Annotated in this window: 23 protein-coding genes; 9 read left to right on the forward strand and 14 right to left on the reverse strand. The window is 69.0% G+C overall.

Features of this window, described 5'->3' with window-relative positions; translation table 11 throughout:
- Window positions 1–79 precede the first annotated feature (79 nt).
- Window positions 80–1,006 carry an alpha/beta fold hydrolase gene (locus GPX89_RS12035; RefSeq protein ID WP_157388163.1) on the forward strand — a complete coding sequence of 309 codons (927 nt, stop codon included), beginning with the start codon at window positions 80–82 and terminating at the stop codon, window positions 1,004–1,006.
- Window positions 1,007–1,164: 158 nt separating this feature from the next.
- On the forward strand, window positions 1,165–2,562 hold the full coding sequence (locus tag GPX89_RS12040; RefSeq protein ID WP_198347369.1) for an amidase: 1,398 nt from the start codon (window positions 1,165–1,167) through the stop codon (window positions 2,560–2,562).
- Between the two features lie 67 nt (window positions 2,563–2,629).
- Here the strand turns inward: GPX89_RS12040 and GPX89_RS12045 are convergent, their stop codons facing one another.
- Window positions 2,630–3,775 (reverse strand): FG-GAP repeat domain-containing protein, encoded by a 1,146-nt coding sequence (locus GPX89_RS12045; protein ID WP_198347370.1) that lies wholly within the window; start codon window positions 3,773–3,775, stop codon window positions 2,630–2,632.
- A 211-nt stretch (window positions 3,776–3,986) separates the two neighbouring features.
- Between GPX89_RS12045 and GPX89_RS12050 the strand changes: the two genes are divergently transcribed.
- Window positions 3,987–4,397, forward strand: a complete 411-nt coding sequence (locus GPX89_RS12050; RefSeq protein WP_157387560.1) for a DUF732 domain-containing protein — start codon at window positions 3,987–3,989, stop codon at window positions 4,395–4,397.
- On the opposite strand, the gene GPX89_RS12055 is transcribed toward GPX89_RS12050, so the two are convergent.
- Window positions 4,394–5,557 (reverse strand): lactate 2-monooxygenase, encoded by a 1,164-nt coding sequence (locus GPX89_RS12055; protein WP_328601751.1) that lies wholly within the window; start codon window positions 5,555–5,557, stop codon window positions 4,394–4,396. The two genes, GPX89_RS12050 and GPX89_RS12055, sit on opposite strands and share 4 nt — an antisense overlap.
- Here GPX89_RS12055 and GPX89_RS12060 point away from each other — a divergent pair.
- The 3 genes from GPX89_RS12060 (at window position 5,551) to GPX89_RS12070 (ending at window position 6,703) form a co-directional block, all read left to right on the forward strand.
- A complete protein-coding gene (locus tag GPX89_RS12060; protein ID WP_157387562.1) occupies window positions 5,551–5,964 on the forward strand; it encodes a hypothetical protein in 414 nt (137 codons plus the stop codon). The two genes, GPX89_RS12055 and GPX89_RS12060, sit on opposite strands and share 7 nt — an antisense overlap.
- Window positions 5,961–6,377, forward strand: coding sequence for a hypothetical protein (locus GPX89_RS12065; protein WP_157387563.1), 417 nt, complete (start codon window positions 5,961–5,963; stop codon window positions 6,375–6,377). The genes GPX89_RS12060 and GPX89_RS12065 overlap by 4 nt, the downstream gene beginning before the upstream one ends.
- A 188-nt stretch (window positions 6,378–6,565) precedes the next feature.
- Window positions 6,566–6,703 carry a hypothetical protein gene (locus GPX89_RS12070; protein WP_157387564.1) on the forward strand — a complete coding sequence of 46 codons (138 nt, stop codon included), beginning with the start codon at window positions 6,566–6,568 and terminating at the stop codon, window positions 6,701–6,703.
- Between the two features lie 21 nt (window positions 6,704–6,724).
- Here the strand turns inward: GPX89_RS12070 and GPX89_RS12075 are convergent, their stop codons facing one another.
- The gene (locus GPX89_RS12075) at window positions 6,725–8,119 is read right to left on the reverse strand and encodes an MFS transporter (RefSeq protein ID WP_198347371.1); all 1,395 of its coding nucleotides are present in this window, start codon (window positions 8,117–8,119) and stop codon (window positions 6,725–6,727) included.
- A gap of 8 nt (window positions 8,120–8,127) precedes the next feature.
- A complete protein-coding gene (locus GPX89_RS12080; protein WP_235947087.1) occupies window positions 8,128–9,348 on the reverse strand; it encodes a M20 metallopeptidase family protein in 1,221 nt (406 codons plus the stop codon).
- A 105-nt stretch (window positions 9,349–9,453) separates the two neighbouring features.
- On the opposite strand from GPX89_RS12080, the gene GPX89_RS12085 reads away from it, so the two are divergent.
- Window positions 9,454–10,515, forward strand: a complete 1,062-nt coding sequence (locus tag GPX89_RS12085) for an Lrp/AsnC family transcriptional regulator (protein WP_198347372.1) — start codon at window positions 9,454–9,456, stop codon at window positions 10,513–10,515.
- Here the strand turns inward: GPX89_RS12085 and GPX89_RS12090 are convergent.
- The 7 genes from GPX89_RS12090 to tkt form a co-directional block, all read right to left on the reverse strand.
- Window positions 10,509–11,303: a hypothetical protein gene (locus tag GPX89_RS12090; RefSeq protein ID WP_157387567.1), complete on the reverse strand. Its 795-nt coding sequence runs from the start codon at window positions 11,301–11,303 to the stop codon at window positions 10,509–10,511. The two genes, GPX89_RS12085 and GPX89_RS12090, sit on opposite strands and share 7 nt — an antisense overlap.
- Window positions 11,304–11,382: 79 nt before the next feature.
- The gene (locus tag GPX89_RS12095; RefSeq protein ID WP_157387568.1) at window positions 11,383–12,405 is read right to left on the reverse strand and encodes a hypothetical protein; all 1,023 of its coding nucleotides are present in this window, start codon (window positions 12,403–12,405) and stop codon (window positions 11,383–11,385) included.
- Window positions 12,406–12,733: 328 nt separating this feature from the next.
- Window positions 12,734–13,468: a 6-phosphogluconolactonase gene (gene pgl / locus GPX89_RS12100; RefSeq protein ID WP_157387569.1), complete on the reverse strand. Its 735-nt coding sequence runs from the start codon at window positions 13,466–13,468 to the stop codon at window positions 12,734–12,736.
- On the reverse strand, window positions 13,461–14,369 hold the full coding sequence (opcA, locus tag GPX89_RS12105; RefSeq protein WP_328601858.1) for a glucose-6-phosphate dehydrogenase assembly protein OpcA: 909 nt from the start codon (window positions 14,367–14,369) through the stop codon (window positions 13,461–13,463). The genes pgl and opcA overlap by 8 nt, the downstream gene beginning before the upstream one ends.
- The gene (gene zwf / locus GPX89_RS12110) at window positions 14,366–15,928 is read right to left on the reverse strand and encodes a glucose-6-phosphate dehydrogenase (RefSeq protein ID WP_328601752.1); all 1,563 of its coding nucleotides are present in this window, start codon (window positions 15,926–15,928) and stop codon (window positions 14,366–14,368) included. Before zwf ends, opcA begins: the two co-directional genes overlap by 4 nt.
- Before the next feature lie 2 nt (window positions 15,929–15,930).
- A complete protein-coding gene (tal, locus tag GPX89_RS12115) occupies window positions 15,931–17,064 on the reverse strand; it encodes a transaldolase (RefSeq protein ID WP_157387571.1) in 1,134 nt (377 codons plus the stop codon).
- Window positions 17,065–17,070: 6 nt separating this feature from the next.
- Complete coding sequence (gene tkt / locus GPX89_RS12120; protein ID WP_328601753.1) at window positions 17,071–19,215, reverse strand: transketolase; 2,145 nt, start codon at window positions 19,213–19,215, stop codon at window positions 17,071–17,073.
- 400 nt (window positions 19,216–19,615) lie between these two features.
- On the opposite strand from tkt, the gene GPX89_RS12125 reads away from it, so the two are divergent.
- Window positions 19,616–20,608, forward strand: a complete 993-nt coding sequence (locus tag GPX89_RS12125; RefSeq protein WP_407939383.1) for a heme o synthase — start codon at window positions 19,616–19,618, stop codon at window positions 20,606–20,608.
- Window positions 20,609–20,668: 60 nt separating this feature from the next.
- Here the strand turns inward: GPX89_RS12125 and GPX89_RS12130 are convergent, their stop codons facing one another.
- A complete protein-coding gene (locus tag GPX89_RS12130; RefSeq protein WP_157387573.1) occupies window positions 20,669–21,538 on the reverse strand; it encodes an alpha/beta fold hydrolase in 870 nt (289 codons plus the stop codon).
- Window positions 21,539–21,622: 84 nt separating this feature from the next.
- The gene (locus GPX89_RS12135; protein ID WP_157387574.1) at window positions 21,623–22,666 is read right to left on the reverse strand and encodes an aldo/keto reductase; all 1,044 of its coding nucleotides are present in this window, start codon (window positions 22,664–22,666) and stop codon (window positions 21,623–21,625) included.
- Between the two features lie 132 nt (window positions 22,667–22,798).
- On the opposite strand from GPX89_RS12135, the gene GPX89_RS12140 reads away from it, so the two are divergent.
- Complete coding sequence (locus GPX89_RS12140) at window positions 22,799–24,067, forward strand: outer membrane protein assembly factor BamB family protein (RefSeq protein ID WP_157387575.1); 1,269 nt, start codon at window positions 22,799–22,801, stop codon at window positions 24,065–24,067.
- A gap of 25 nt (window positions 24,068–24,092) precedes the next feature.
- Here GPX89_RS12140 and GPX89_RS45400 read toward each other — a convergent pair whose 3' ends face one another.
- The gene (locus GPX89_RS45400; RefSeq protein ID WP_157387576.1) at window positions 24,093–25,454 is read right to left on the reverse strand and encodes a hypothetical protein; all 1,362 of its coding nucleotides are present in this window, start codon (window positions 25,452–25,454) and stop codon (window positions 24,093–24,095) included.
- Window positions 25,455–25,559: the final 105 nt, after the last annotated feature.

Raw genomic sequence — 25,559 nt, forward strand, 5'->3', positions numbered from 1 at the left:
CTTGAAATAGGAACGTGTTCTAGAAATTGGAGGCGGAGTGGAACTGACACATCGGACGATCGACACCGGGGAGGTCCGCATGCACGTCGCGGACACGGGCGAGGGCTACCCGGTCGTCTTCTGTCACGGGTTCCCGCACACCTGGTTCATGTGGCATCACCAACTCGACGCCCTGGCCGCCGCCGGGTACCGGGCCATCGCCCCCGACCTGCGCGGATACGGCCGCACCGACGCCCCCGAGGACCCCGCGGCCTACACCAACGAGGCCGTTATCGGCGACCTCATGGCCCTGCTCGACGACATCGGCGCGCGGCAGGCGGTCTTCGTCGGCCTCGACTTCGGCGCACAACTGGTGTGGGAACTGAGCCTGCGCCACCCCGACCGGGTCGCGGCCGCCATGGTCCTGAACAACCCGTTCGCCCCCCGTCCCCCGAAGGCCCCGTCCGCGTTCTGGACCCACGCGGCCGAACGCCACTTCCTGCACCTGTCCTACTTCCAGGAACCGGGCATCGCCGACGCCGAACTCGCCGCCGACCCCCGCGGCTTCCTGACCCGTGTCTACTATTCCCTCTCCGGCGACTACCACTACCTCGACACCTGGAAGAACCCGCCCGGCATCGGCTACCTCGACGCCCTCCCGCAGGCCCCCGCCCTGCCCTGGCCCTGGCTCTCCCAGACCGAATTCGACACCCTGGCCGCCGATTTCGAACGCACCGGCTTCACCGGCGGCCTCAACTGGTACCGCAACCTCGACCGCAACTGGGAACTCACCGCGGCATACGCCGACGCCAAGATCGAAGTCCCCACCTTCTTCCTCTACGGCGAAAACGACCCCGACATGGAAGGTTTCAGCGGCCGCGACCCCCTCGCCACCCTCCGCGCCAACGTCCCCGACCTCCGCGAGGTCGTCGAAATCCCCAAGGCGGGCCACCTCGTCCAACTCGAACGCCCCGACGCGGTGAACACCTTCCTGCTCGACGCCCTCAAGAGCCTCGAGCTCTCCTGAACCGGCGACACCGGATACGGGCTGCCGAATCACGAACGACGCCTTGGGCGTCGGCCGGCGCTTCGGCGGTCCGCGCCCGTCGAATCCTCTGTTCGATCGTCCAGTTTGGGTAGGGTCGGTGGGAAGTCGGGTTCACGAGGTCGATGGGAGGCCCGCTCATGGCTGCGCGAGTTCACGCTTTCACCGATGATGCGCTCGGCGAGCATGACGGCGTGGGGATCGCCGAGCTGATCCGGCGCGGGGAGTTGAGCGCCTCCGAGGTGGCCAAGGCGGCTCAGGAGCGGGCGGCGCGGGTGAATCCGGTGTTGAACGCGGTGGTGGTGGCGATGGATTCGCCGGTGGTGTCGGGGGATCGGGAGGCGCTGCTGTTCGGGGTGCCGACCTATGTCAAGGACAATACGGATCTGGCGGGGGTGCCCACCCAGCACGGGAGTGTGGCGTGGCGGGCGCGGCCCGCGAAGGCGAACGGGCCCTATGCGAAACAGTTGCTGAGCAGTGGGATGACCGTGCTGGGCAAGACGACGCTGCCCGAGTTCGGATTGAACGCGACCACGGAATTCGCGCTGGCGGAACCGACGCACAATCCCTGGGATCCGGAATTCTCCTCCGGCGCGTCCTCGGGCGGGTCGGCCGCACTGGTGGCAGCGGGAGTGGTGCCCATCGCGCACGGCAACGACGGGGGCGGCTCGATCCGGATTCCCGCGGCCTGTTGCGGGCTGGTCGGGTTGAAGCCGACGCGCGGGCGGCACATCGACGGTCCGCAGGCGCGGTCGATGCCGATCAATCTGGTGTCGGAAGGGGTGCTCACGCGCACGGTGCGTGATACCGCCACGTATTTCGCCGCGGCCGAACGGTTCTGGCGCAATCCGGGCCTGCCGCCGGTGGGGTTGGTGGAGGGTCCGGCGCAGCGGAGGCTGCGGATCGGGGTGCTCACCGAACCGATCACGGGTGCGCCGCTGGATCCGCAGATTCGCGCCGTGCTCGACGACACCGTCAAGCTGCTGGAGGGGCTCGGCCACGAGGTGCGGCCGATCGGGTATCCGGTGGACCGGGGCTTCGCCGAGGACTTCGCGACCTATTGGGCGATGCTGGCATACCTGTTGGGCCGCACCGGGAAACTGACCCTGGACCGGTCCTTCGACCCGTCGCGGCTGGACCCGTTCACCAAGGGCCTGGCCGCCCGCTTCCGCGGCTCGGCGCTGCGCTCGCCCGCGGTCCTGTACCGCCTCTCGCGCACCCGCCACGCCTACGCCGCCTCGTTCCGCGACGTCGAACTGGTGGTGTCCCCGGTGCTGGCCTCGCTGACGCCCCCGCTGGGCTACCTGAGCCCCGACCAGCCCTTCGACGAGGTCTTCGACCGCCTGCTGAACTATGTCACCTACACCCCGCTGGCGAATGTGACCGGCGCACCGGCACTTTCGCTGCCGCTGGGCTCCTCCGCCGAGGGCCTGCCGATCGGCGTGCTCTTCTCCGCCGCCCACGGCGACGAACGCACCCTGCTCGAACTGGCCTACGCCCTCGAAGCCGCCCGCCCCTTCCGCCGCATCCAGGACTAGCCGACGAGCATGCACCGCGGGAGGCGAACGCCGAGAAGCCATGTCCCGCAGTGCATGCGCGTGGGGATTACGAGATGTTCTTCAGGAAGCTGACCGTGTTGGCGTCGCCCGCCACCGCGATGTCGGGCTTGCCGTCCTTGTTGAAGTCGGCCACCACGGGGGTCTGCGGCTGAGTGGTGACGTCGTATTCGCCGGTCTTGGTGATGGTTCCGTCGCCGTTGCCGGTGAAGATGACGATCTTGGAGTTCAGGACCGCGGACATGGCCGCGTCCATGTGGCCGTCATGGTTGAAGTCGCCGACCGCGATGCTGTCGGGGCCCAGGCCGGACAGGTTGAGGCGATTGGTCTTCCTGAACCCGCCCTGACCGTCGGAGACCAGCAGCGTGGTGCTGAAGGAGAACGAGTCGGCGGTGACGATATCGTCGATGCCGTCGCCGTCGAAGTCGGCGGCGCGGATGTCCTCGGTGATCAGGCCGCTGGTGCTGGCGCCCTTGCGGGTGAAGCTGCCGTCGCCGTTGCCGAAGAACACCTCGACCTGTTGGGTCACATCGTTGTTGATCGCCATGTCGACCTTGCCGCCGGCGTGGAACTTGCCGAGGATGAAGGCGGCGGGCGTGCCCGCGATGGTCGTCACCGGACCCGTCTTCAAGGTGCCGTCACCATTGCCGAGCCAGGTCTGCACACCGGTGGGCAGCAGGCTCAGCACATCGGCCTTGCCGTCGCCGTTCACGTCGGCGACGAACAGTTCCTGCTGCGCGCCTTCGATGGTCGTGTAGGTCTGGCCCTTCTTGAAGGTCCCGTCGCCGTTGTTGAGGAACACTACGATCTGCGTCCACGACTGGGCGGCGATGTCGGGTTTGCCGTCGCCGTTGAGGTCGCCGATCGCGACCGCGCCGAACCCGGTGCCGACCGAGCCGACCCGGGTGCCCGGCGCGAAGGTGCCGTCGCCCTTGCCCTTCATGAGAATCGGCCCGTCGCCCTGGAAGTCGGCGGCCACGATATCGATGTTCCCGTCGCCGTCGAGGTCGGCGGCGGCCATACCGGAGGGGGCCGGACCCGGTCCCCACGACGGGAACGAGCCACCGGAGGGCGAATCGACCGCCGGTGCGAAGGCGATGGCCCCGGCCGCCCACGCCGCGCTGGGCAGCGTGAGCACGGCGGCCGAGGCGACGGCGGCGGTGACGAGGAGACGACGGAAAACGCGTGCTTGCATAGGTATTCCTGGGTCGCGGTGAGACCACCGAACGGTGGTGGCCACGGACTCTAGGACACCGCGAAACGGAAAAACCTGACCTCGGGCACAATTCGGCCGATTGCCGGAGGATCGCGGTCCCGGCTCGTGCACAGTGCATACCGTGATCCCGGGAAGCGCGGTGATCCGCGCATGACGGGTTCGTGATGGGCCCGGGCGTACGGTTCGAACCATGGACAAGCGTGCGATAGGGGTGGCGTTTCTGATCCTGCTCTCGGGTTGCGCGAGACCCGATGACGCACAGAGCCTTCCGGCCACCACCTCCCGTCAGCCGATCAAACCGATCATCTCCACCTTCGCCGACATTCCGGACGGCCCGGGATCGGAAGACCTGTTCATCTCCACCCTGCAGCGATCCGGAATCCGGTTCCAGGACCGGACGAAAACGGTCACGATGGGCCGGACGGTGTGCGCCTCACTGCAGACCAACACCCTCCTGGGCGCCACCGCCGACCCGCGCTCGCTGGACCACATCTCCGATCGGATCACCAAGGGCACCGAGTTCACCGGCGACCAGTCCCCGATCATCATCGGCGCGTCCATCGGCTCGTTCTGCCCGGAATTCGCCTACCTGGCGAACTAGACCGAGACCGGGCGAAGCGCTTCGGGCGTCAGGTCTTTCAGCGTCGGATACCCGTCCACCGCCATGATCAGATCCGCCTCGGCGAGCAGCGTGCGCAGCACGTGCACGATGCCGTCGGCCCCGCCCAGCGCCAGCCCGTACGCGTAGGGGCGGCCGATGCCGACCGCGCTCGCGCCCAGGGCGAGGGCCTTGACGATATCCGCGCCCGAACGGACACCCGAGTCGAACAGCACCGGCAGCCCGTCGGCGGCCGCCACCACCTCGGGCAGCATGTCCAGGGCCGGGAGCCCGCCATTGGCTTGGCGGCCACCGTGATTGGAGCAGTAGATGCCGTCCACGCCCAGATCCTTGGCGCGGCGGGCGTCCTCGGGATGGCAGATGCCCTTCACGATCAGCGGCAGCGTGGTCAGCGACCGCAGCCACGGCAGGTCGTCCCAGGTCAGCGGATTGCCGAAGACCTGAATCCATTTCAGGATGGCCGACTGCGGATCCTGCTCGGGGGACTGCGCCAGGCCCGCCCGGAACACCGGATCGGTGAAGTAGTTGGCCAGGCAGTGCCCGCGCAACTGCGGGAAGTTCCCGGTCGACAGATCCCGCGGCCGCCAGCCGGTGACCCAGGTGTCGAGGGTGACCACGATGCCCTTGTAGCCCGCCTGCTCCGCGCGCTCGACCAGGCTCGCCGCCAGTTCGCGATCGGTCGGGGTGTAGAGCTGGAAAAAGCCCGGCGTCTCACCGAATTCGGCCGCCACCTCTTCCATCGGATCCACCGTCAGCGTCGAGGCCACCATCGGCACGCCGGTCCGCGCGGCCGCCTTCGCCGTGGCCAGATCGCCGTGCCCGTCCTGCGCGCACAATCCGATCACGCCGACCGGAGCCATGAAAACCGGTGCGGGCCAGGTCATCCCGAACAGCTCCACCGACAGATCCCGCTGCTTGGCCCCCACGAACATGCGCGGAATCACGCCCCACCGGTCGAACGCGGCCACATTGGCGTTCTGCGTCCGCTCATCCCCGGCGCCGCCCGCCACATACGACCACACCGACGGCGGCATCGCGGCCTGCGCCCGCTCCGCCAACTCCGCGAAGCTCACCGGCATCGTCGGAACCACCCCGCGCAACCCGTTGAAGTAGATCTCGTTCTGAAAATCACCGAATGCCACGCGCAACCTCCTTGTTCACGCACCTGCTCGGAGCGCCGATCCTTCTTCGCCAGACCCTACCGGCCGGTAAGGAATGCGGCAGCGGCCCGATGACTTCGCACGAGAAATCAAGTAATGCTTCAAGCATTACCGGTATGCTGATCGGCATGGCTGAGAACAAGACCACGATCACGACGCGTCCGGCCACTCGGGATGAATTGCAGGCGCTAGCTAGGCCGAGCGAGTCGCTAGACGCGGTGATCAACCGGCTGATCGCCCATTACAAGTCGGCACAGAGCCGCAACCGGTTGGCCTGGGAGGCTCGCATCGCCGCTGATCGGCGGAATGCGAACGCGGTCGCGTGGGCCGAGCGGCAGGCGGATCGGCTCGAGGCGAGGCTGATACAACGACAGGCGGCGAAAGAGTGAGTCTTGGCTATGTTCTCGACGACACAATCATCCACGCGTATGCCTTCGGCGATCCGAATGTCTCGAACCTGATTGCCGTCCTTCATGGTCGAGATATCCGCGTTGCCGTCCCGATTCTGGCGCTGACCGCGGGCTTTGCGGGCCTATCTGACGATCAGCGTGCACAGGTCATTGGCATCGTCGAGAATCTCGAGTCCATTCAGATCGCGGTACTCGCCACGATCAACGACGCCGAGGAACTGGCCGATGTTTTCGCCGCCGCTGTCGAACCAATCGATATGCCAGCGGCCCACACGGTGGCCGTTGCACGCTATCTGGACTGGGAGATCATTACCGCCAACAAGTCGCGATGGGCCGAAGTCGAACAGCGACTGCCGTTTCCGGTGAGTATCGTCGAATTCGCTGACGACTGACTGAACGCGGGGCGGCGTGGTCACATTTTGCGTGACCACGCCGACCGCAGCCTTCCCTGCCATCGGCCACGATCCGATCCGCCTCCCGGAATCCCGCGCCGCAGTGAGCGGCACCCAACAACCTGATCCTCCAGGCCGGCCTGCATTCGGTCGCCGAGGTCACCCGATTCGAAAATCAGCTGGCCACAATGCATCCCGACCTGACCGTCACCGAACGCGCCATCACCCTGCGCCACGAAAAACTCCTCGGCCACATCCTCGACCGCCACGGCCGCTCACGAGCCACCGTCCCACCCGACATCTGGCAAGACTTCGAATCCCGCTAGCGCAACGAGCGCTCCCGATTCCTATTCCGCGACAAGGTCGATGGCATGGGTTTCCGGCGCCCACCAGGCGATCGCGGCGCTGGCCAGCATCAGCGCGACCACGTACCCGGCGAACAGTGACGCGTGGCCGGAGCTGCCGAGCCAGGTCTGCAAGTAGGGTGCGGTGCCGCCGAACGCCGCGGTGGCCACCGCGGCACCGAGACCGCTTCCGGTGGCGCGGATTCCGGCCGGGAACAGCTCGGCGTAGACCGCTGGAACGACGGCGGCGAAGGGGGCCAGGAACAGCATCGCCGGGAGCAGGGCGAGCGCCAGCTGCCAGGGACCGCGGGCGAGCAGCGTGGTCGCGGGGAAGACCACGGCCGCGGTGCCCAGGCTGGACAACAGCAACACCGGTCGTCGGCCGATACGGTCGGAGAGGATGCCGAACAGCGGCAGCAAGACGATCATGAACACCGAGGCCAGTACGCTGATCCACAGCACCTGTGCGGCCGGGATGCGGTGTGCGGCAACGGCTTGCGTGGGTGTGCCGATCACCCAGAGGTAGAACGCGACCGTGCCGCCGATGGTCAGCCCGAAGGCCCGCCCGCACGCCGCGCGCTGCTCCCACAGCCCCCGCCACAGTCGAACCCGGCTCGTGGCGGACGCCTGGGCGGCGCTTTCGGGCAGGCGTAGTCGCATCACGAGCGTGTAGATCCCCACGACCCCGCCCAGCACGAAGGGCACCCGCCAACCCCATGCGCTCATCTCGGGCTTGCTCAGCACGCCGGACAGCACGGCGCCCAGCATGGTCGCGGCCACGATTCCGCTCGTGCCCGAGACGTAGATGAAACTGGCCCATCGTCCTCGCCGTCGCGGCGGCGCGGCTTCCGCGAGATAGGTTTGCACAGCTGGCATTTCACCGCCGTGGCCGAGTCCCTGCGCGAGCCGCGCGACGACCAGCAGGCCCGGCGCCGCGATGCCGATCGACGCGTGGGTGGGAGCGATCCCGATCAGCAAGCTCCCGCCGGCCGCCAGGGCGATGGATCCGATCAGTGCCGCCCGCCGGCCCCGTCGATCCGAATACCAGCCGAATATCAGACTGCCGATCGGCCGCACGACGAATCCGACCGCGAACACGATCAGTGCCGAGAGCAACGCCAGGGTGCCGGTGCGTGCGGGGAAGAACGCGTGCGCGAAGAACGGTGAGAAGGTCCCGAAGATCGCCCAGTCGTACCATTCGAGCGCGTTCCCGCCGCCCGTGGAGAGCAGTGTGCGCCAGGCACGTGGGTGTTCTTGCGAACCGCGTGCGGCGGAAGGGGATTCGGGCAGCTGGACAATCTCGGTGGCGGTCGTCCGCAGGCCGGATTCGGTGGTGGGATTCGCTGCGCTGGTGGGCTGGGTGCGGCCGGGTTGGGCGGCCGAGGCGGTGGTGGACATGGCAGACCTCAAGCGGTGTGGGCGATGGGGTGATCGAGGGCGACGGTGCCGGTCGTGGCGAGTTTGCGGGCCGCGAGTTCGGCGTAGAGCAGAGCGCCGTCGGTGAGGACCGCGTCGTCGAAAACCGCGTACGGCGAGTGGTTGTCGTGAGCCTGCGTCGGATCGAGATCCGCGGGGCAGGCGCCGAGCAGGATCATCGCACCGGGAACGTGATCGAGCACGCGGCAGAAATCCTCTCCGGCACACAGCGGTTGGGGCAGATCGCGGTATCGGTGGGGGCCGTGCAAGTCGGCCGCCACCGCGGCGGCGAAGTCCGCTTCGGCGGGGGTGTTGGCGGTGACGTCGAGGTATTCGCGCACCTCCGGGTGGGCGGTCACCCCGTACGCGTGGGCGATCGAGCGGCACACGTCGCCGAAACCGGACCGCAGGGCGTCACGGGTGCGCACATCATGCCAGCGCAGGGTCCCGCGCAGTTCGGCGCGCTCGGCAAGGATGTTCGCCGCGGTGCCGGAATGGATTTCGCCGATGGTCAGCACCGCGGTCCCGGACGGATCGACGGTCCGCGTGAGCAGCCCCGGCAGCGCAGCGACCACGGCGGCCGCGGCCGGGAGCGGATCGCGGGCCAGATGCGGAGCCGACCCGTGACCGCCGCTGCCGTGCACGGTCACCGACAGCAGATCGGCCCCCGCCATGAGGGCCCCGCGGCGAGTGGTGAAGACCCCGTGCGGGAATCGCGCCGACATGACGTGAATCGCGAAGGCCGCCACCGGAAGTGATCCCGCCGCGTCCAGGACACCCTCGGCGATCATCTTCGCGGCGCCGTCCACCCCCTCCTCGCCGGGTTGGAACATGAAGATCACGTCGCCGCTCAACTCGTGCCGGCGGGCGCAGAGCAGGCGTGCGGCGCCGACCAGCATCGCGGTGTGCAGATCGTGCCCGCAGGCGTGCATCGCCCCGTTGTCCGAGGCATAGTCGAGTCCGGTGAGCTCGGTCAGCGGCAGGGCATCCATGTCGCCGCGCAGCAGCACGGCGGGACCGGGGCGCGCACCCCGCAGCACCGCCGTCACCGACCCGATCGCCCGCCCGCGGGTGACCTCGAGCGGCAGCCCGGCCAGCGCGTCCAGCACCCGCCGCCGCGTGCGCGGCAGCGCCAGACCCACCTCCGGGTCGGCATGCAATTCCCGCCGCAATCGGACCAGATCCCTGTGCAGCGCATGGGTTTCCGGCATCGTCCACATCAGCGCGTCCCTCCTGTCGTGCGAATTCGTGACAGGATGTCCAGACCTGCCGAAGAACTCGTGAATCCGCAGGATCTTCGAAAAATTGGTGCCTATATGCAGGAATCTGGAATCGTGCTGGACGAACTGGATCTGGCGCTGATCAACTGCCTGGAGATCGCACCGCGGGCCACCTGGCAGCGCCTCGGCGCGGTCCTCGACGTCGACCCCGTGACGGTGGCCCGGCGCTGGCAGCGGCTGAGCACGGCGCGCGCGGCCTGGGTCAGCGGCCGCGCCACCGGCCTACCCGACGCCTGCCTCGCCATCGTCCTGGTCAGCTGCGCCAACGGCGCCGTGAACGAGACCGCCCAACACCTGGCCCGCTGGCCGCACGTGCTCAGCGTCGAGCACATCAGCGGCGGTCACGACCTGTCGCTGCTGATCAACGTGCCCAGCCTGGTCGCCCTCTCCCGACTGCTGCTGGAATCCCTGTCCGCCGTCCCCGGCGTCGCCGCCACCAGCACCATGCTCGTGACGCGCGTCCACCGCATGGGCGACCAATGGCAACTCAACGTCCTCGACGCCGCGCAGCGCGCCCGCCTGATGGAGGGCATCCGCCCCTGGCCGGCCCGCCCGCCGGTCCCTCGTCCCCTCGACGCCACCGACCGCACCCTGATCCTGCGCCTGGGCCACGACGGCCGCACCCCGCTGTCCGACCTCGCGCACGAAACCGGCCTCACCGTCGGCACGATTCGCCGCCGCCTCGACGGCATGATCACCGGCGGCCGTCTCGTGCTCCGCTGCGACCTGGCCCTGTCGCTGTCGAGCTGGCCCGTGGGCATGTGGATCTGGGCCCGCGCCGACCCCAACGACCGCGCCACCGTCGAATCCCTCCTCGGCGTTCCCGGCGCCCGCGTCTGCCTGCGCGTCTCCGGTGGCGAGCCCAACCTCGCTATCGGCTTCTCCCTGCCCACCATCCACGAAGTCCCGCTCACCGAATCCCGCCTGGCCGCCGCGGCGCCCCGCCTCACCATCCTCGGCACCTCGATCGTCCTGCGCTTCCTCAAACGCATGGGCCGAGTCCTGGATTCATCCGGCCGCACCACCGAAACCATCCCCATGGACATCTGGTCCGACCCCGCCGTCGCAGGGTCGGAAACCGGGTGGGGCGGTCAGTAATTCGCGTTGAGGTAGTTCGCGGCGTGGGTGGTCCAGAGGACGTCGGTGCCGGGCAGGTTGTGGCCGGAGTAGAGGACGTGCTGACCATCGGGCCAAGGCGTCAGGTAGCCGAGGACGCCGCGAACCGCCGCCGTGTAGCGGTCGAGATTGGTGATGGGGTCCAGGAGGAGGAAATTCAGGAGTTCGTGGAAGATCACCGGGGTGAGATTGCCGATTCGTGCGCCCTCCACCAGGGAGAACGGTGAGATCGCGGTGTCGATGGCGCGGAGGGGCGAATCGGCGGGGGAGGAGGTGATGATGTCGTCGGGGTTGGCGTACTCACGGACGTCGATGCCGAGCGGCCACTTTCCGCGCTGCTTGTGCAATCCGTAAGTCGTCGGCGGGCACAGATTTCCGACCGATTGACCAGCCCGCCGCATCGGGTTGGCGATGTTCACCACGAACGCGATCTCCAAGGGTGAATCGTCGGTGTTGGTGTAGACCCCGGCGCGTACGCCTTCCAGAATCGTGCTCGCCACGATCCCGCCGAGCGAATAGCTCAGCAGCCCACACACATTCGGCGAATCCTGCAACGCCTCGACACCGGCGGCGACCCCCAATCGCACCGAAGTGTCCAGCGACGGCCCCCACGTGTTCGGGTCGGGCCCGATGGACGCGGGCCAATCCGGCTCGAACGTGGTGAATTTGTCGGTGTCCAGCAGTTTGGCGACGTCGTGCAGCATGCCCGCGGGTGTGCCATCGGAATTGCGCTGCTCCCCGGTGCCGCGCAAGGTGATGATGTCGATCATTTCTTCCCCTCCCACGCCGAGCCTTTCGGCGACTTCCCCGACGCTAAGGGCCTTCTACCAGCTAATCGTGAGTAGCCGACTACCCGTTTCCGGGACCGGGCGCTACCGTGCGACGTCCGAAGCGCGCCCCGGTGTGGCGTAGGACCAGCCACGCCACGACCAGGGTCGCCGCGAACAGCAGCATGCTCTGGGTGGCCTTGGCGGCATAGTCCACGCCGACGGGCAGCGGGGCGAGTATCCCCGCCAGGGCCCGGGCGATCAGCGCGCCGGCCGCGAGCGCGCCGATCTGCGCGGCGGTCCAGCGGGTTCGGTGTGACCAGTACCGGATCGCGAGGACCGCCGCGGCGAAGAGAGCGACGAGCAAGGCGACACCGAGCCAGGTCGCAGGCACGTTGTCGGTGGCGAAAAGCCAGAGCCCACCCGCGAGCACGAGCCACACCGCTGGCACGGGCTTGCCGTCACCGGTGGTGACCGGTCGGCCGAGGCGGGTGAACGCCAGCACGACCAGCACTATCACTCCCGCGGCGGCACCGGAGGTCTGTGCCGTCGACGCGTGATACCCCTCGAATCGAGCATCGGCCCGGACGAGCGCTGCCGCCCAGAACATGAGGGCCGCCACCACGACCATGCCCTTACCGCTCAGCAGCGGCCGGCCCCGGTAACGCGGCGCGAGCGCGTCGAGCACCCCCAACGGCGCACCGATACTGATCAGCACATGCGTGGAGACGTAGGACAGCGTGGCGAAGGCGCTGATGCCCAGCGGCCCGAGCATCGTCGCCCGCCGCACTTCGTCGAAATCGCCGACCCCCGAGTGCAGATCCCCGTAGAGCGTCAGATCGAGCAGCCCGGGCATGGCCAGCCCGAACGCGGCCGCCAGCAACAGGATCCCGCTCCAGCCGAGCCCGCGCCGCACCGCGACCTCCCGAATCAGCAGCGCGGCCCCGCCGTACAGCGGCCCGAGCACGACCAGCGCCGCGATCAGCGCCCCCGGCTTCCCGGTCTCCTCCATATACGCGGCAAGATATTCCGCGCAGACCGGCGCGCCGACGAACACGGCCACCACCGCGAGCAAGCGGCCGCGCCGCACCGACCATGACTTCATGAGCCCGATGATCCCCGCCGCCCCATGAGGATTCAGTGAGCGCGCCCACCGCCCACCCGTGTTCACTGGATCGCCGTCGCTTTGATCCGACCGCGCACACTCGCCACGGCGGAAGCGATGAGCCGGAGATTTCGGTGCGGGCACCCGCCATGCAGCCGGATCGCTGTCGCCACAACCGAACGCGCCCGCCGCCGAAGTCGACGTCGATCGTGTGGGCCGCCAGCGGCTATCGATCGTCGGCGACGACCGATCGTGACAGGACAACGGACGGGAAAAACGCGCAGGGGTCGCGATCGGCTCGATCGCGACCCCTCCGGTGTGCGGGCCGCTAGTGCGGGAGGTCCGCCGCGGCCGCCTCGTCGAGGAGCCAGGTGGTGGATTCACTGCCGATCGCACCCGCCGCCGGAACGTCCAGCGGGGACGCGCCGTTGAGCGCCGCGGCCACCGCTGCCGCCTTGGCCTCACCGGAGACGATGAGCACGACGTGGCGCGCCTTGCGAATCGCGGGCAGGGTCAAGGTGATCCGCACGGCGGGCGGTTTGGGGGAGTGGGTTTCGGCGACCACGAGTTCGTGTTCCTCACGCGTGGCGTCGGTGTGGGGGAACAGCGAATTGATGTGGCCCTCACCGCCCATGCCCAGCAGGTGCAGGTCGAACGCGCCGTGTTCGGCCAGGTAGGCGTGCACGGTGGCCGAGTACTCGCCCGCGGCCTCGAGCGGGTCCGGATAGTCGCCGCTGGAGGATTCGGTGGGGTGGACGCGGGCCGGGTCGACCGGGACATGGTCGAGCAGGGCTTCGCGCGCCTGGAGCTCGTTGCGCTCGGCGTCGCCCGTCGGGACGAAACGCTCGTCGCCCCAGAACACGTCGAGATTGGCCCAGTCGATGTCACCGGGGGCCTGCCGTACCAACTCCAGCAGCTTGATGCCGGTGCCGCCGCCGGTCAGCACGACCGACGCCGACCCGCGCAGCCGCTGTGCCTCCACCACCTCGGACACGAAGCGCGCGGCCGCGGCCATCACGAGTTCGTCGGTGCCGGAGAAGGTTTCGACGGCGGGCTTACTCATAGGTCACCCTTTCCAGTCCGGTGAGCGCCTCGGCGTAGATGTCGTCGGCGTCGAGGTGCCGCAACTCCTCGGCCAGGCAGTCCTTGGTCTCGCGGCGGGCGAGCGCGAAACGCTGGTCGGGTTCGCCGGTGCGGGTCAGGGTCGCGGTGCGTCCGTGCTGCGGGCGCGCGATCGAGATCGCCACCGAGGACCGGTGCATCTCCACCTTCAGCTCGCCGGTGCGCCGCACCACCGGGCAGTCCAGCCGCGCGGCCAGCCAGCCCGCCAGCATGTCCAGCGCCGGTTCTTCCTTCAGACCCGAGATCGTCACCGACTCAACGGGTTCGAACGGAGCCTCGTCCAGCGCCGCCGCCAGCAGCGCCCGCCAATAGGTGACCCGGCTCCACGCCAGATCGGTGTCGCCGGGCGCGTAGGACTGGCGACGGCCCTTGATGGTGGCCTGTGGATCCGGCGCGAAGGTGGCGTCGGTGATGCGGCGGGTCGCCAGGCGGCCCACCGAATCCTTGGACGGGAACTCCGGCGCGCCCCGCGGCCACCACGCCACCACGGGGGTGTCGGGCAGCAGGAACGGGATGACGACGCTGGACTCGTGGGGCACCAGATCCCCTTGCAGCCGAAGCACTATCACCTCGGCCGCCCCGGCGTCGCCGCCGACGCGGATCTGCGCGTCCAGGCGCGTCTGGGCCATGCGGTCACCGCGCGCCAGCACTATCACCCGGCACGGGTGCTCGCGGCTGGCGTCATTGGCGGCGTCGATGGCGTCCTCGGCCTCGGAGCTGTCCAGCGTGCACACCACCAGGGTGAGCACCCGCCCCATGGTCACCACGCCATTGGATTCGCGCAGCTGCACAAGGCGTTTCGACACCTCGCGGGTGTCGGTGTCGGGCATGTCGATGATCACGGTCGCCGCCATTCCCGCCCGCTGCGCGCGAGCATCTCGTCGGCGGAATCCGGACCCCAGCCGCCGGCCTCGTACGGATCGGGCTTGCCGGTCTCGGCCCAGTGCTCGAGCGCGGGATCGAGGATGCGCCAGGACAATTCGACTTCCTCGTTGACCGGGAACAGCGACGGCACCCCGAGCAGCACATCCAGGATGAGCCGCTCGTAGGCCTCGGGGGAGTCCTCGGTGAACGCCTCGCCGTAGCTGAAGTCCATGTTCACGTCGCGCACCTCCATCGACGACCCGGGCACCTTGGACCCGAATCGCATGGTGATGCCCTCGTCCGGCTGCACCCGGATGACCAGCGCGTTCTGTCCGAGTTCCTCGGTCATGGTCTGGTCGAAGGGCAGGTGCGGGGCGCGTTTGAACACGACCGCGATCTCGGTGACGCGGCGGCCCAGGCGTTTACCGGTCCGCAGATAGAACGGCACCCCCGCCCAGCGGCGGGTCTGCACGGCCAGGGTGATGGCGGCGTAGGTCTCGGTGCGGGAGTTGGGGTCGAAGCCCTCCTCCTGCAACAGACCCACGACCGGCTCACTGCCCTGCCAGCCCGCGGTGTACTGGCCGCGGGCGGTCGTCTCGTCCAGCGGCTCGACCAGTTTGGTGGCCGAGAGCACCTTGATCTTCTCGGTCTGCAGCGCCTTGGGCGTGAAGTTGATGGGTTCCTCCATCGCCGTCAACGCCAGCAGCTGCAACAGGTGGTTCTGGATGACATCGCGGGCCGCGCCGATGCCGTCGTAATAGCCTGCGCGCCCGCCCAACCCGATGTCCTCGGCCATGGTGATCTGCACGTGGTCGACATAGTTGGCGTTCCAGATGGGATCCCACAGCTGGTTGGCGAAGCGCAGCGCCATGATGTTCTGCACCGTCTCCTTGCCCAGGTAGTGGTCGATGCGGAACACCGACCGCTCCGGAAAGACCGTGTTCACCAAGGCGTTCAGATCCTGGGCGCTGGCCAGGTCGTGCCCGAACGGCTTCTCGATCACCACGCGCCGCCACGGATCCGGTTGCCCCGCAGGGGCGTCCGTGGCCTTGGCCAGCCCGTTCTTGGAGAGCTGCTCGAGCACGATCGGGAAGTCGGACGGCGGAATCGACAGGTAGAAGGCGGTATTGCCGCCCGTCCCGCGATCCCGGTCCAGATCCTTGAGGGTGGTGGCCAGCTTGTGGAAGGCCGCGTCGTCCTCGAAGGTGCCGTGGACGAAACGCAGACCCTCCTTCAGCTGCTGCCACACCTCGTCGCGGAACGGCGTCCGCGAGGAGGCCGTGACGGACTCGTGAACCAGGTTCGCGAAGTCCTCGTCGGTCCAGTCCCGGCGCGCGAACCCGACCAGCGAGAAGCCCGGGGGCAGCAGCCCCCGGTTCGCCAGGTCATAGATGGCCGGCAGCACTTTGCGCCGCGACAGGTCACCGGTTACGCCGAATATCACCACGTTGCACGGTCCAGCGATACGCGGAACCCGGCTGTCGCGCTCATCACGCAGCGGGTTGGGCGTTGCGACCGTCGTCGCCGCGCGAGCCACTGTCAGTTGCCTCCCGCCACCTGCAGCTTTTCGGTGGTGGCCACCAGCAGCTCCTGCCAGGAGGCGACGAACTTGTCGACGCCCTCGGTCTCGAGGACACCGAACACGTCGTTCAGGTCGATGCCGACCGAGACCAGCTGGTCGAAGATCGCCTGCGCCTCGGTGGCCTTGCCGACGGCCGCGTTCGGCACGATCTCGGCGTGGTCGGCGACCGCCTCGAGGGTCTTCTCCGGCAGCGTGTTCACCGTGTCGGGGGCGACCAGTTCGGTCACGTACATGACGTCGGAGTACTCGGGGTTCTTCACACCGGTCGACGCCCACAGCGCGCGCTGCTTGTTCGCGCCGCCGGCCGAGGCCAGCTTGGCGAACACGTCGGTGTGCTTGCCGCCGTCGAACACGTCCTGGTAGGCGGCATAGGCCAAGTGCGCGTTGGCGATTCCGGCCTTGCCGCGCAGTGCCAGGGCCTCGGGGGTGCCGATGGCTTCCAGGCGCTTGTCGATCTCGGTGTCCACGCGGGAGACGAAGAACGAGGCCACGGACTGGATCTTGGCGATGTCATGCCCGGCGGTGAGCGCGTTGCGCAGGCCGTCGAGGTAGGCGCCCATCACCGCGACGTAGCGCTGCACCGAGAAGATCAGCGTCACGTTCACGCTGATGCCCTCGGAGATCACCCGGGTGATGGCGGGCAGGCCCGCCTCGGTGGCCGGGATCTTGATGAACAGGTTGGGCCGGTCCACGATCTTCCACAGCTCGATGGCCTGGGCCACGGTGCCGTCGGTGTCGAAGGCCAGTCGCGGATCCACCTCGATGGACACCCGGCCGTCGACGCCCTTGGAGGCGGCGAAGACATCGGCGAACACGTCACAGGCGGCGCGCACGTCATCGGTGGTGATGGTGCGGATCGCGGAATCCACGTCGGCTCCGCGCGCGGCGAGCTCGTTGACCTGCTCGTCGTAGGCGTGGCCCTTGGAGAGCGCGCCCTGGAAGATGGTCGGGTTGGTGGTGACACCGACGACGTTGCGAGTGTCGATCAGGCCCTGCAGATTTCCGGACTTGATGCGATCACGCGACAGATCGTCCAGCCACACCGAAACCCCGGCGGCCGACAGGGCCGCGGTGTTCGTGTTCTGGGTCATGAGGTCTTATCCCTTCACCTTGGCAAGCGAGCGGGTGGCAGCGTCGACGACGGCGTCGGCGGTGATGCCGAATTCACGGAACAGGGTCTTGAAGTCGGCCGAGGCACCGAAGTGCTCGATGGACACGTTCTCACCGGCGTCACCGGTGAAGCGGTGCCACGGCATCGCGATGCCGGCCTCGACCGAGACGCGGGCCCGCACCGACGGCGGCAGGACCTCGTCGCGGTAGGACTGCTCCTGCGCGTCGAACCACTCCACACACGGCATGGACACCACGCGGGTGCCGATGCCCTGTGCCTCGAGCGTAGTACGCGCCGCGACCGCGAGCTGCAGTTCCGAACCGGTGGCGATGAGGATTACCTGCGGTGTGCCGGTGGAGGATTCGGCCAGGATGTAGCCGCCCTTGCGGACACCTTCGTAGCTGGTGCCCTCCTGGATCGGCAGGTCCTGGCGAGTCAGCGCCAGCGCGGACGGGCCGTCCTGGTGGGCGGGCTCGGAGACCAGGAAGTGCGAATGCCGTTCGGCGCTGTCACGTTCCAGGATGGTGCGCCAGGCGTAGGTGGTCTCGTTGGCGTCGCCGGGGCGGACCACGTTCAGGCCCGGGATCGCGCGCAGCGCGGCCAGGTGCTCGATCGGCTGGTGGGTCGGGCCGTCCTCGCCCAGGCCGATGGAGTCGTGGGTCCACACGTAGGTGACCGGGGTGCGCATGAGCGCGCCCAGGCGGACCGCGGGACGCATGTAGTCGGAGAACACCAGGAAGGTGCCACCGTAGGGACGGGTCGGTCCGTGCAGCGCGATGCCGTTGAGGATCGAGCCCATGGCGTGCTCACGCACACCGAAGTGCAGGGTCCGCCCGTACGGGTTGGCGCTCCAGTGGCTGGTGGAGATGGACTCCGGGCCGAACGACGGCGCACCCGACATGGTGGTGTTGTTGGACTCGGCCAGGTCGGCCGAACCGCCCCACAGCTCCGGCAGCACCGGGGCGAGCGCGTCGAGGACCTTGCCCGACGCCTTGCGGGTGGCCATGCCCTTCGGGTCCGGGGCGTGGACCGGCAGCGCCTCGGCCCAGCCGGCGGGCAGCGCACGCTGCTGCAAGCGGTCGAACAGCGCCTTGTTCTCGGGGTTGGCGGCGGCCCACGCGTCGAACTGCTCCTGCCAGGCCGCGCGCGCCGACTTGGCGCGATCGGCGACATTGCCGCGCGAGTGCGCGATGACCGCCGGGTCGACCTCGAAGTTCTTGTCCGGGTCGAAGCCCAGGATCTGCTTGGTGGCCGCCACCTCGTCCGCGCCCAGGGCCGCACCGTGCGCGGCGCCGGTGTTCATCTTCTTCGGGGCCGGGTAGCCGATGATGGTGCGCAGCAGGATGATCGACGGCTTGTCGGTCACCGACTGTGCCTCGGCGATGGCCGCCTCGATGCCGGTGACGTTCTCCCCGCCCTCCACGGTCTGCACGTGCCAGCCGTAGGCGCGGTACCGGGCGGCGGTGTCCTCGGTGAAGGCGATGCGGGTGTCGTCCTCGATGGAGATCTTGTTGTCGTCGTAGAAGACGATCAGGTTGCCCAGCTGCTGGGTGCCCGCCAGCGAGGACGCCTCGGAGGTGACGCCCTCCTCCATGTCGCCGTCGGAGGCGATCACGTAGATGAAGTGATCGAACGCGGACTTGCCCTGCGCGGCTTGCGGATCGAACAGACCGCGCTCGCGCCGGGAGGCCATCGACATGCCGACCGCGGAGGCCAGGCCCTGGCCCAGCGGGCCGGTGGTGATCTCGACGTGCTCGGTGTGGCGGTACTCCGGGTGGCCCGGGGTCAGTGAACCCCAGGTGCGCAGCGCTTCCAGGTCGCTCAGTTCGAGACCCATGCCCGCCAGGTACAGCTGGACGTACAGGGTCAGGCTGGAGTGTCCGCATGACAGCACGAAACGGTCGCGGCCCACCCACTCCGGGTCGGTCGGGTCGTGCCGCATGACGCGCTGAAACAGGGTGTACGCCAAGGGCGCCAGGCTCATCGCGGTGCCGGGGTGGCCGTTGCCGACCTTCTGCACCGCATCGGCGGCGAGGACCCGGGCCGTGTCGACGGCTCTGGTGTCCAGTTCGGTCCAGTCGGCGGGGTGGTTCGGCTGAGTGAGCGCGCGGATGTCGTCTGTGACTGACACGACCGAGGTTCTCCTGACGTTCTCGTCAACGATGCGGTTATGGGCGGCGGGGCGATTCGCTGCGTTCGATCCGTGATGCGCCGTGTGATTCAGGCACGTGGCGCACCGATCTACGTCCACCCTAAAGGTCGGCGTTTCGTCGGCAGACGGGAACCCGGATTCACCGGCGGATGTGTCGCTGGATAGAGCTCCCGCGCGTACCTGTTCGTGACTACCCGATGAACGCGTCGCGAACCGGTCTCACCGCGCGTCACGGGTGGACCTGGTCGGGAGCATGGTCGGCGTGGGTCTACCATGCTGTGTAGTAGTGGCCGCGCCGCACGAACTGTGTCCAGGGAACGGCAGAGCGCGCTGCTAGTTCCAGACCGGATCAGAAATGCACGGCGTGCGAGGAGAAACAGTGCGGATTGGGCAACAGCCGGGTGGCGCTCACGGCTCCTCCGGGGCAATGCTCGCCGACCGCGTCACGGGCAGCGGACCGGTGTCGGCGGCGACCAGGCGGGTGCTCGCCTACATCGCGCTCACCAAGCCCCGCGTCATCGAGTTGCTGCTCGTCGCAACGATTCCCACCATGCTGCTGGCCAGCCGCGGCCACGTTCACATCGGACTCATCCTGGCCACGCTGTTCGGCGGCTGGATGGGCGCGGCGAGCGCCAACACCCTGAACTGCGTCGCCGACGCCGATATCGACAAGGTGATGAAGCGGACCTCCAAGCGTCCGCTCGCCCGGGAGGCCGTGCCCACCCGCAACGCCTTCGTCTTCGGTGTGACGCTGGGGCTGGGTTCCTTCGCCTGGCTGTGGTGGCAGGCCAACCTGCTCTCGGGCGCGCTGGTCGTGGCGACCATCCTGTTCTACGTCTTCGTCTACACCCTCGGCCTCAAGCGCCGCACCTCCCAGAACGTGGTGTGGGGCGGCGCGGCCGGCTGCATGCCGGTGCTGGTCGGCTGGTCCGCCGAGACCGGCACCATCGGCTGGCCCTCGATCGTGCTGTTCCTGGTCATCTTCTTCTGGACGCCGCCGCACACCTGGGCGCTGGCCATGCGCTACAAGGAGGACTACAAGGCCGCGGGCGTCCCGATGCTCCCGGTCGTGGCCACCGAGCAGGTCGTGACCAAGCAGATCGTGCTCTACACCTGGGCCACCGTGCTGGCCACCTTCGCCCTGGTCCCCGCCGCGGGCGTCGTCTACGCCGCGACCGCCCTCGTCGCCGGCGCCTGGTTCCTGCTGATGGCCCACCAGCTGTATTCCGGTGTCCGCAAGGGCGAATCCGTCAAGCCCCTGCGACTGTTCCTGCAGTCCAACAACTATCTGGCCGTCGTCTTCTGCGGCCTGGCCGTCGACTCCGTCCTGGGCTGGCACACCGTGGGCCACACCCTCTTCGGCTGGGCCTGAGCCCCTGGCTTCGCCCCTCGCGCTGAGAGCTCCCTGATCTTGTTTGGGGGTGTGGGTTGGTCAGGGCTGGGTGTCGAGGACTTCGCGGAGTTTGGCGGCGAAGGGTTCGGGTTGGCCGGGGTAGCCGGAGTCGGGGCCGGTGAAGCCGCCGTGGTGGCTGGGGAAGACGACGGGGGTGGTGTCGAGGAGGGCGGCGGTGGCTTCGGAGGTGCGGGCGGTGAGGACGCCTGCGGACTCCTCGCCTACTCCGATGAGAATGCGGGTGGGCGCGGCTTTCAGGGCGGGGATGTCGGGGGTGTAGGAGGTGACGGCCGCGGAGGTGCCCGACAGCAACGGGTCGTCGCGGGTGCCGTCGTCCTCGCTGGGCATGCCGAACATGGCCGGATCCGCGGGCGGCTGCGCGAAATAGGCGTCGGTGAATTCACCCTTCCACGAGGTGAGGGCAATGAAGGCGGCCATGCCCGCGAAGGAACCCTTGGCCTGGTACGCCTCGCCGACCGCGGCATTGGCGCGGGCGGCGGCCGCGGCGTCGGGCAGGACCGGAATGATCGGCGGCTCGTGGGCGACCAGGGTGGCGAGATCGCCGGGGTGCGCGGCGACCAGCGCGAGCGCGGTGACCGCGCCGCCGCTGCTGGCGAACATGTCGACCGGGCCCACACCAAGGGCGGTGATCAGCGCGTGCACGTCCTCGGCCTGGACGGTGGGGGAGTTGTCGGTGCGGCCGTCCTTGCGCACGCTGCGGCCCAGCCCGCGCGGGTCGTAGGTGATGACCGTGCGATCCGGGAAATACGAAGCCAGCGTGTAGAACCCGGCCGCGGTCATGGGCTGGCCGATCATCAGCAGTGGGCGGTGCGCGCTGTCGGCGAGGGCGGGGCCCAGCAAGTCGTAGGCGAGGTCGACTTCGGGCGTTTCGAGGATGTGTTCGGTCATGATTCAGCAGACGGTACGGCGTCGCGAAATTCATCGGTGACACGCCGATCCCCGCGTGTCGGGGCTCGGGTCGGCGAAAGGCGCTCAGCGCGAGGCGTTCACGCGGCGCAGCGCTTCATGCGGAAAACCGAGGTCGATATCGCTGACTTCGGCCAGCCGGGCCTGATGCTTCGTGTCGAGCCGCACCTCGAGGGCGCCCAGATTGTCCTCGAGCTGTGCGAGCGTGCGCGCGCCGACCAGCGGTGACACCACCGCCGGATTGAGCAGGGTCCAGGCGAGCGCGACCTGGGAGGCGGTGACGCCGAGTTCGGCCGCGATCTCGGTGACCACATCGGTGATGTCGAGGCCGCGAGCGGTCAGGAACCCGTTGGCCGCCGCGACGGTCTTGCGATCCGAGGGCGGCCTCGACGACAGGGTGCCGGATCCGGATTCCAGGTCGGCGCGGCTGTACTTGCCGGTGAGCACGCCCGCCGCCAGCGGCGACCACGGCACCACGCCCAAGCCCATGGTCTCGGCCATCGGGATGAGGTCGCGTTCCACGGTGCGCTCGATCAGGTTGTACGGAATTTGCAGCGCGGCGAGCGGAGACCAGCCGCGCAGCTCGGTGATCGCCTGCATGCGCGACACCTGCCAGGCCGGAGTATCGGAGATGCCCAGGTAGAGCACCTTCCCCGAGCGCACCAGATCGTCCATCGCCCGCAGCACCTCCTCCACCGGTGTGCGCCCGTCCCAGATGTGGAGGTACAGCAGGTCGAGGTAATCGGTGCGCAGCCTGTCGAGGCTGCCCTCGACCGAGCGGATCATGCTCTTGCGGGAATTCCCACCGGAATTCGGGTCGCCGGGCCGGGTGGGCATCGAATACTTGGTGGCGATGACCAGCTGTTCACGCCGTGACCCCGCGAACTCGCCGAGCATCTGTTCGGCGGTCCCGCCGGTGTACGCGTTCGCGGTGTCGACGAAATTGCCGCCGCGCTCGAGGTAGGTGTCGAAGATGGCGCGGGAGGCATCGCGGTCCGCGCCCCAGCCCCAGTCGGTCCCGAAGGTCATGGTGCCCAGCGCGAGCGGTGACACGCGCAATCCCGAACGTCCGAGCGGGCGATAGGCGTCGAGCGTAGTGAAGGTCGTCATCGGCGTTCTCCCTGAGGATTTCGCGGCTCTTTCCCGAGTCTGGCCGGGTGATCGGCCCCGATCAAGGTCCGGCGGGCGGGTCGGTGTGGCAGCATCGGGAGGTCAGCTCGGCCGACAGACGGGTGAGCGGTGATGGCGGTATACGGGGTTCGGAACCTCGCGGCAGTGCTCGGCGCGGGCGGCGTCCTCGTCGCGATGACCGCCTGTGGTGGGTCGGCCGACGCCCCGACGCCCTCGAATACGCCGCCCCAGAACCGTGCAATCACCCTTGACGGCGCGGTGTACGGCACACCGATCTCGGTCGGTGACACCGTGATAGCCGCCACCGAGAACGACTCGGTCTATGCCGTGTCCGGCGACACCGTGCGCTGGCGAACGCATCTGGCCGAACCGGCACCCGGCTCGAGCCTCCCGTGCGGAGACATCGACCCGGTCGGGATCACCGGCGCACCCGCCGTGGACCCGGCGGCTCACCGCGTCTATGCCGTCGCGGAATCCGTTGGCGCACACAAGACTCTGTACGGCCTGGACGCCGATACCGGCGCGGTGACCCTGCGGGTCCCGGTCGACCCGCCCTTCGGCGATCCGCCCGCCTACCTGCAGCGCCCCGCCCTCACCTTCCGTGACGGGCATGTCTACGCGGCCTTCGGCGGAAACGACGGCGACTGCGGAACCTATACCGGAGCTGTTGCGGCCGTAGATGTTTCAACCAGCGCCGTAGCCTGGTACCGGGCCTCGGCGAGCGGTCGGGGCGGCATCTGGGCGCCCGGCACGGCGGCGGAAACCAATGGCCTGCTGTTCTATTCGGTCGGCAACGGCGACGCCGAACCGGGATCCGCCTACGACGGCACCGATTCCGTCATCGCCCTCACCCCCGATCTGCGCCGCACCGACTTCTTCGCCCCGACGTCCTGGGCGGAGGACAACGCGGCCGACCGCGATCTGGGCACCATGAATCCCGCGCTGGTCGGCGGACATCTGGTGATCGCCGGGAAGTTCGGCGACGGCTACGTCCTGGACCCCGCGCACCTGGGTGGAATCTCCTCCGTGACACCGGCTTTCACCGGCTGCCGGGCCTTCGGCGCCGCGGCGGTCGCCGGCGAGATCGCCTACCTGCCGTGTGCCAAGGGCACCATGGCGATTCGCGTCACCGCCACCGGCGCGACCACCGTGCTCTGGCACACCACCGCCCCGGCCGACGGCCCACCGGTGGTGGCCGCCGGTCGAGTCTGGGCGACCGACTGGCATGCGGGCACCCTGTACGCCCTCGACCCGGCGACCGGAAACGTCCTGGCCCAGTACGCGACCGGACCCCTCCCGCATTTCGCCGCCCCCGCGCTCGTGGACGGCGGCCTCGTGCTGGGCACGATGTCCGGCCTGCAACCGTTCCGGCTGCCCTAGCCCGGCACCGGGATTCGACGCGGGGTCACTGGCACGGCTGCAACGGGTAGCAGGCGGGCGGAATCGTGGTCGGCGGAATCGTCGGATCGGTGGTGTGGGTGGTCGTGGTCGTGTCGACCACCGCCGACCGATTCGGCTGCTGCCTGCTCGGTGTCGGCGTCGTTCCCGCCGTGCACGCGATGGCGATGACCAGAATGACCACCGCCAGCATCAGCCCGCCGAGGATCGGCAGTCCCTTGCGCCGCCGCGGCCGCTCGGCCGGGGTCGTCATGGGCCGCCCGGTCCACAACGGGAACCCCGGACTCGGCTGCTGTGATTGCTGGATCGGCTGAGTCGGCGCGAATCCGCCCGGCTGCGGACCGGACCCAGGCCCGGGGCCCGGTCCGGGAGCCCGCGGCGGCTGCCCGCCCGGCCCGGGGCCGGACTGCGACCGCCCCGGTATCGGGGTCGGCGGCGGCGGTGTGCCCCGGCCCGGCCCCTGCGGGTTCTGCGCCTGCGGTCCCTGCGGCAAACCGGTGACCGCCGCATAGGCGGCGGCCGCCGCGGCCGCCGACGTCGCCGCCGGGATCGCCGTCTTGGCGACCGAACCCGCGCTCCGGGACTGCCCGGAAGGACCTTGCGGCACAACGACGGGACGACCCTCGCCGCCCGCGGGGCCACTTTCGGGCCCGGGCTCGCCGGGCCCGCTCCCCGAAGCCGCGGGGGAGTACTGCGTGGGCACCGACGGCACCATCACCTCGGTGGTCCGGCTCGCCATCGGCAGCGGTGCGTCCCGCGCGGTCTCCGGTACCGGGAACCCCTCGGACACCAGATCGGAATAGCTTGCGGCGGCGGCGAACCCGAGCGCCCCCAGCGCCTGCCCGACCTGCGCGGCATCCCAGGAGGGCGGCGCGCCTTCGGCCAGGCTGGTGAAATACGCCCGCAGCGAGGACGGCCCGTCACCGATCAGCACGTCGATCCCGGCGGGCAGCGCGCCCTTGTCCAGCTTCACCCGGCTGCCCAGTTGCGGCACCAGCAGCACCAGCCCGCTGACCGGCACATGCTCGCGCCCCGGCGCGGACCGCAACTGCCCGGCCAGATCGACGGTCTGGCGTCGCACCCGTTCGAGCGGATCGGCGTCCCCGTCCAGTGGCGCGGGTTTGCCGTCGACCGTCCACGGCTGGTCCTGTGCGCACGACAGCGTTCCGGCCACCCGCTCGGTGAAGCCGTGCACGCCGACCACCACGCAGGTCTGCGGCGTCCACACCACCACGTCGGCGTCCTGGCACTGCACGACGGCGATGCCGGGCACGGCGTGCGGCCCGCTCCAGGATTTGAGCCAGTTCACGACGGTGCGCTCGGTGCTCGACAGCCGCGACGGGTCGTCGTTACGGACCTTCACCAACATCCCAGACCACCTCTGACCGATGCCTCTACCTGCCGGCCGCCCGAACCCGTCGCCGCGACCACCTTACGGGGTAGCGGCGCTCTCGCGTGGCCGAAAAAGTTCGGC

Source organism: Nocardia terrae (assembly GCF_009760405.1).
GTDB classification, from domain to species: domain Bacteria; phylum Actinomycetota; class Actinomycetes; order Mycobacteriales; family Mycobacteriaceae; genus Nocardia; species Nocardia terrae.

Bases quoted from the DNA above. Each gene is read 5' to 3' on its own strand.
- GPX89_RS12135 (WP_157387574.1), bottom strand. From the start codon at position 22,666: ATGACGACCTTCACTACGCTCGACGCCTATCGCCCGCTCGGACGTTCG.
- GPX89_RS12060 (WP_157387562.1), top strand. From the start codon at position 5,551: ATGCCACGCGCAACCTCCTTGTTCACGCACCTGCTCGGAGCGCCGATC.
- GPX89_RS12130 (WP_157387573.1), bottom strand. From the start codon at position 21,538: ATGACCGAACACATCCTCGAAACGCCCGAAGTCGACCTCGCCTACGAC.
- GPX89_RS12075 (WP_198347371.1), bottom strand. From the start codon at position 8,119: ATGTCCACCACCGCCTCGGCCGCCCAACCCGGCCGCACCCAGCCCACC.
- GPX89_RS12045 (WP_198347370.1), bottom strand. From the start codon at position 3,775: ATGCAAGCACGCGTTTTCCGTCGTCTCCTCGTCACCGCCGCCGTCGCC.
- GPX89_RS45400 (WP_157387576.1), bottom strand. From the start codon at position 25,454: ATGTTGGTGAAGGTCCGTAACGACGACCCGTCGCGGCTGTCGAGCACC.
- GPX89_RS12095 (WP_157387568.1), bottom strand. From the start codon at position 12,405: ATGAAGTCATGGTCGGTGCGGCGCGGCCGCTTGCTCGCGGTGGTGGCC.
- tal (WP_157387571.1), bottom strand. From the start codon at position 17,064: ATGACCCAGAACACGAACACCGCGGCCCTGTCGGCCGCCGGGGTTTCG.
- GPX89_RS12140 (WP_157387575.1), top strand. From the start codon at position 22,799: ATGGCGGTATACGGGGTTCGGAACCTCGCGGCAGTGCTCGGCGCGGGC.
- GPX89_RS12040 (WP_198347369.1), top strand. From the start codon at position 1,165: ATGGCTGCGCGAGTTCACGCTTTCACCGATGATGCGCTCGGCGAGCAT.
- GPX89_RS12070 (WP_157387564.1), top strand. From the start codon at position 6,566: ATGCATCCCGACCTGACCGTCACCGAACGCGCCATCACCCTGCGCCAC.
- GPX89_RS12090 (WP_157387567.1), bottom strand. From the start codon at position 11,303: ATGATCGACATCATCACCTTGCGCGGCACCGGGGAGCAGCGCAATTCC.
- GPX89_RS12080 (WP_235947087.1), bottom strand. From the start codon at position 9,348: ATGCCGGAAACCCATGCGCTGCACAGGGATCTGGTCCGATTGCGGCGG.
- GPX89_RS12050 (WP_157387560.1), top strand. From the start codon at position 3,987: ATGGACAAGCGTGCGATAGGGGTGGCGTTTCTGATCCTGCTCTCGGGT.
- GPX89_RS12085 (WP_198347372.1), top strand. From the start codon at position 9,454: ATGCAGGAATCTGGAATCGTGCTGGACGAACTGGATCTGGCGCTGATC.
- pgl (WP_157387569.1), bottom strand. From the start codon at position 13,468: ATGAGTAAGCCCGCCGTCGAAACCTTCTCCGGCACCGACGAACTCGTG.
- GPX89_RS12035 (WP_157388163.1), top strand. From the start codon at position 80: ATGCACGTCGCGGACACGGGCGAGGGCTACCCGGTCGTCTTCTGTCAC.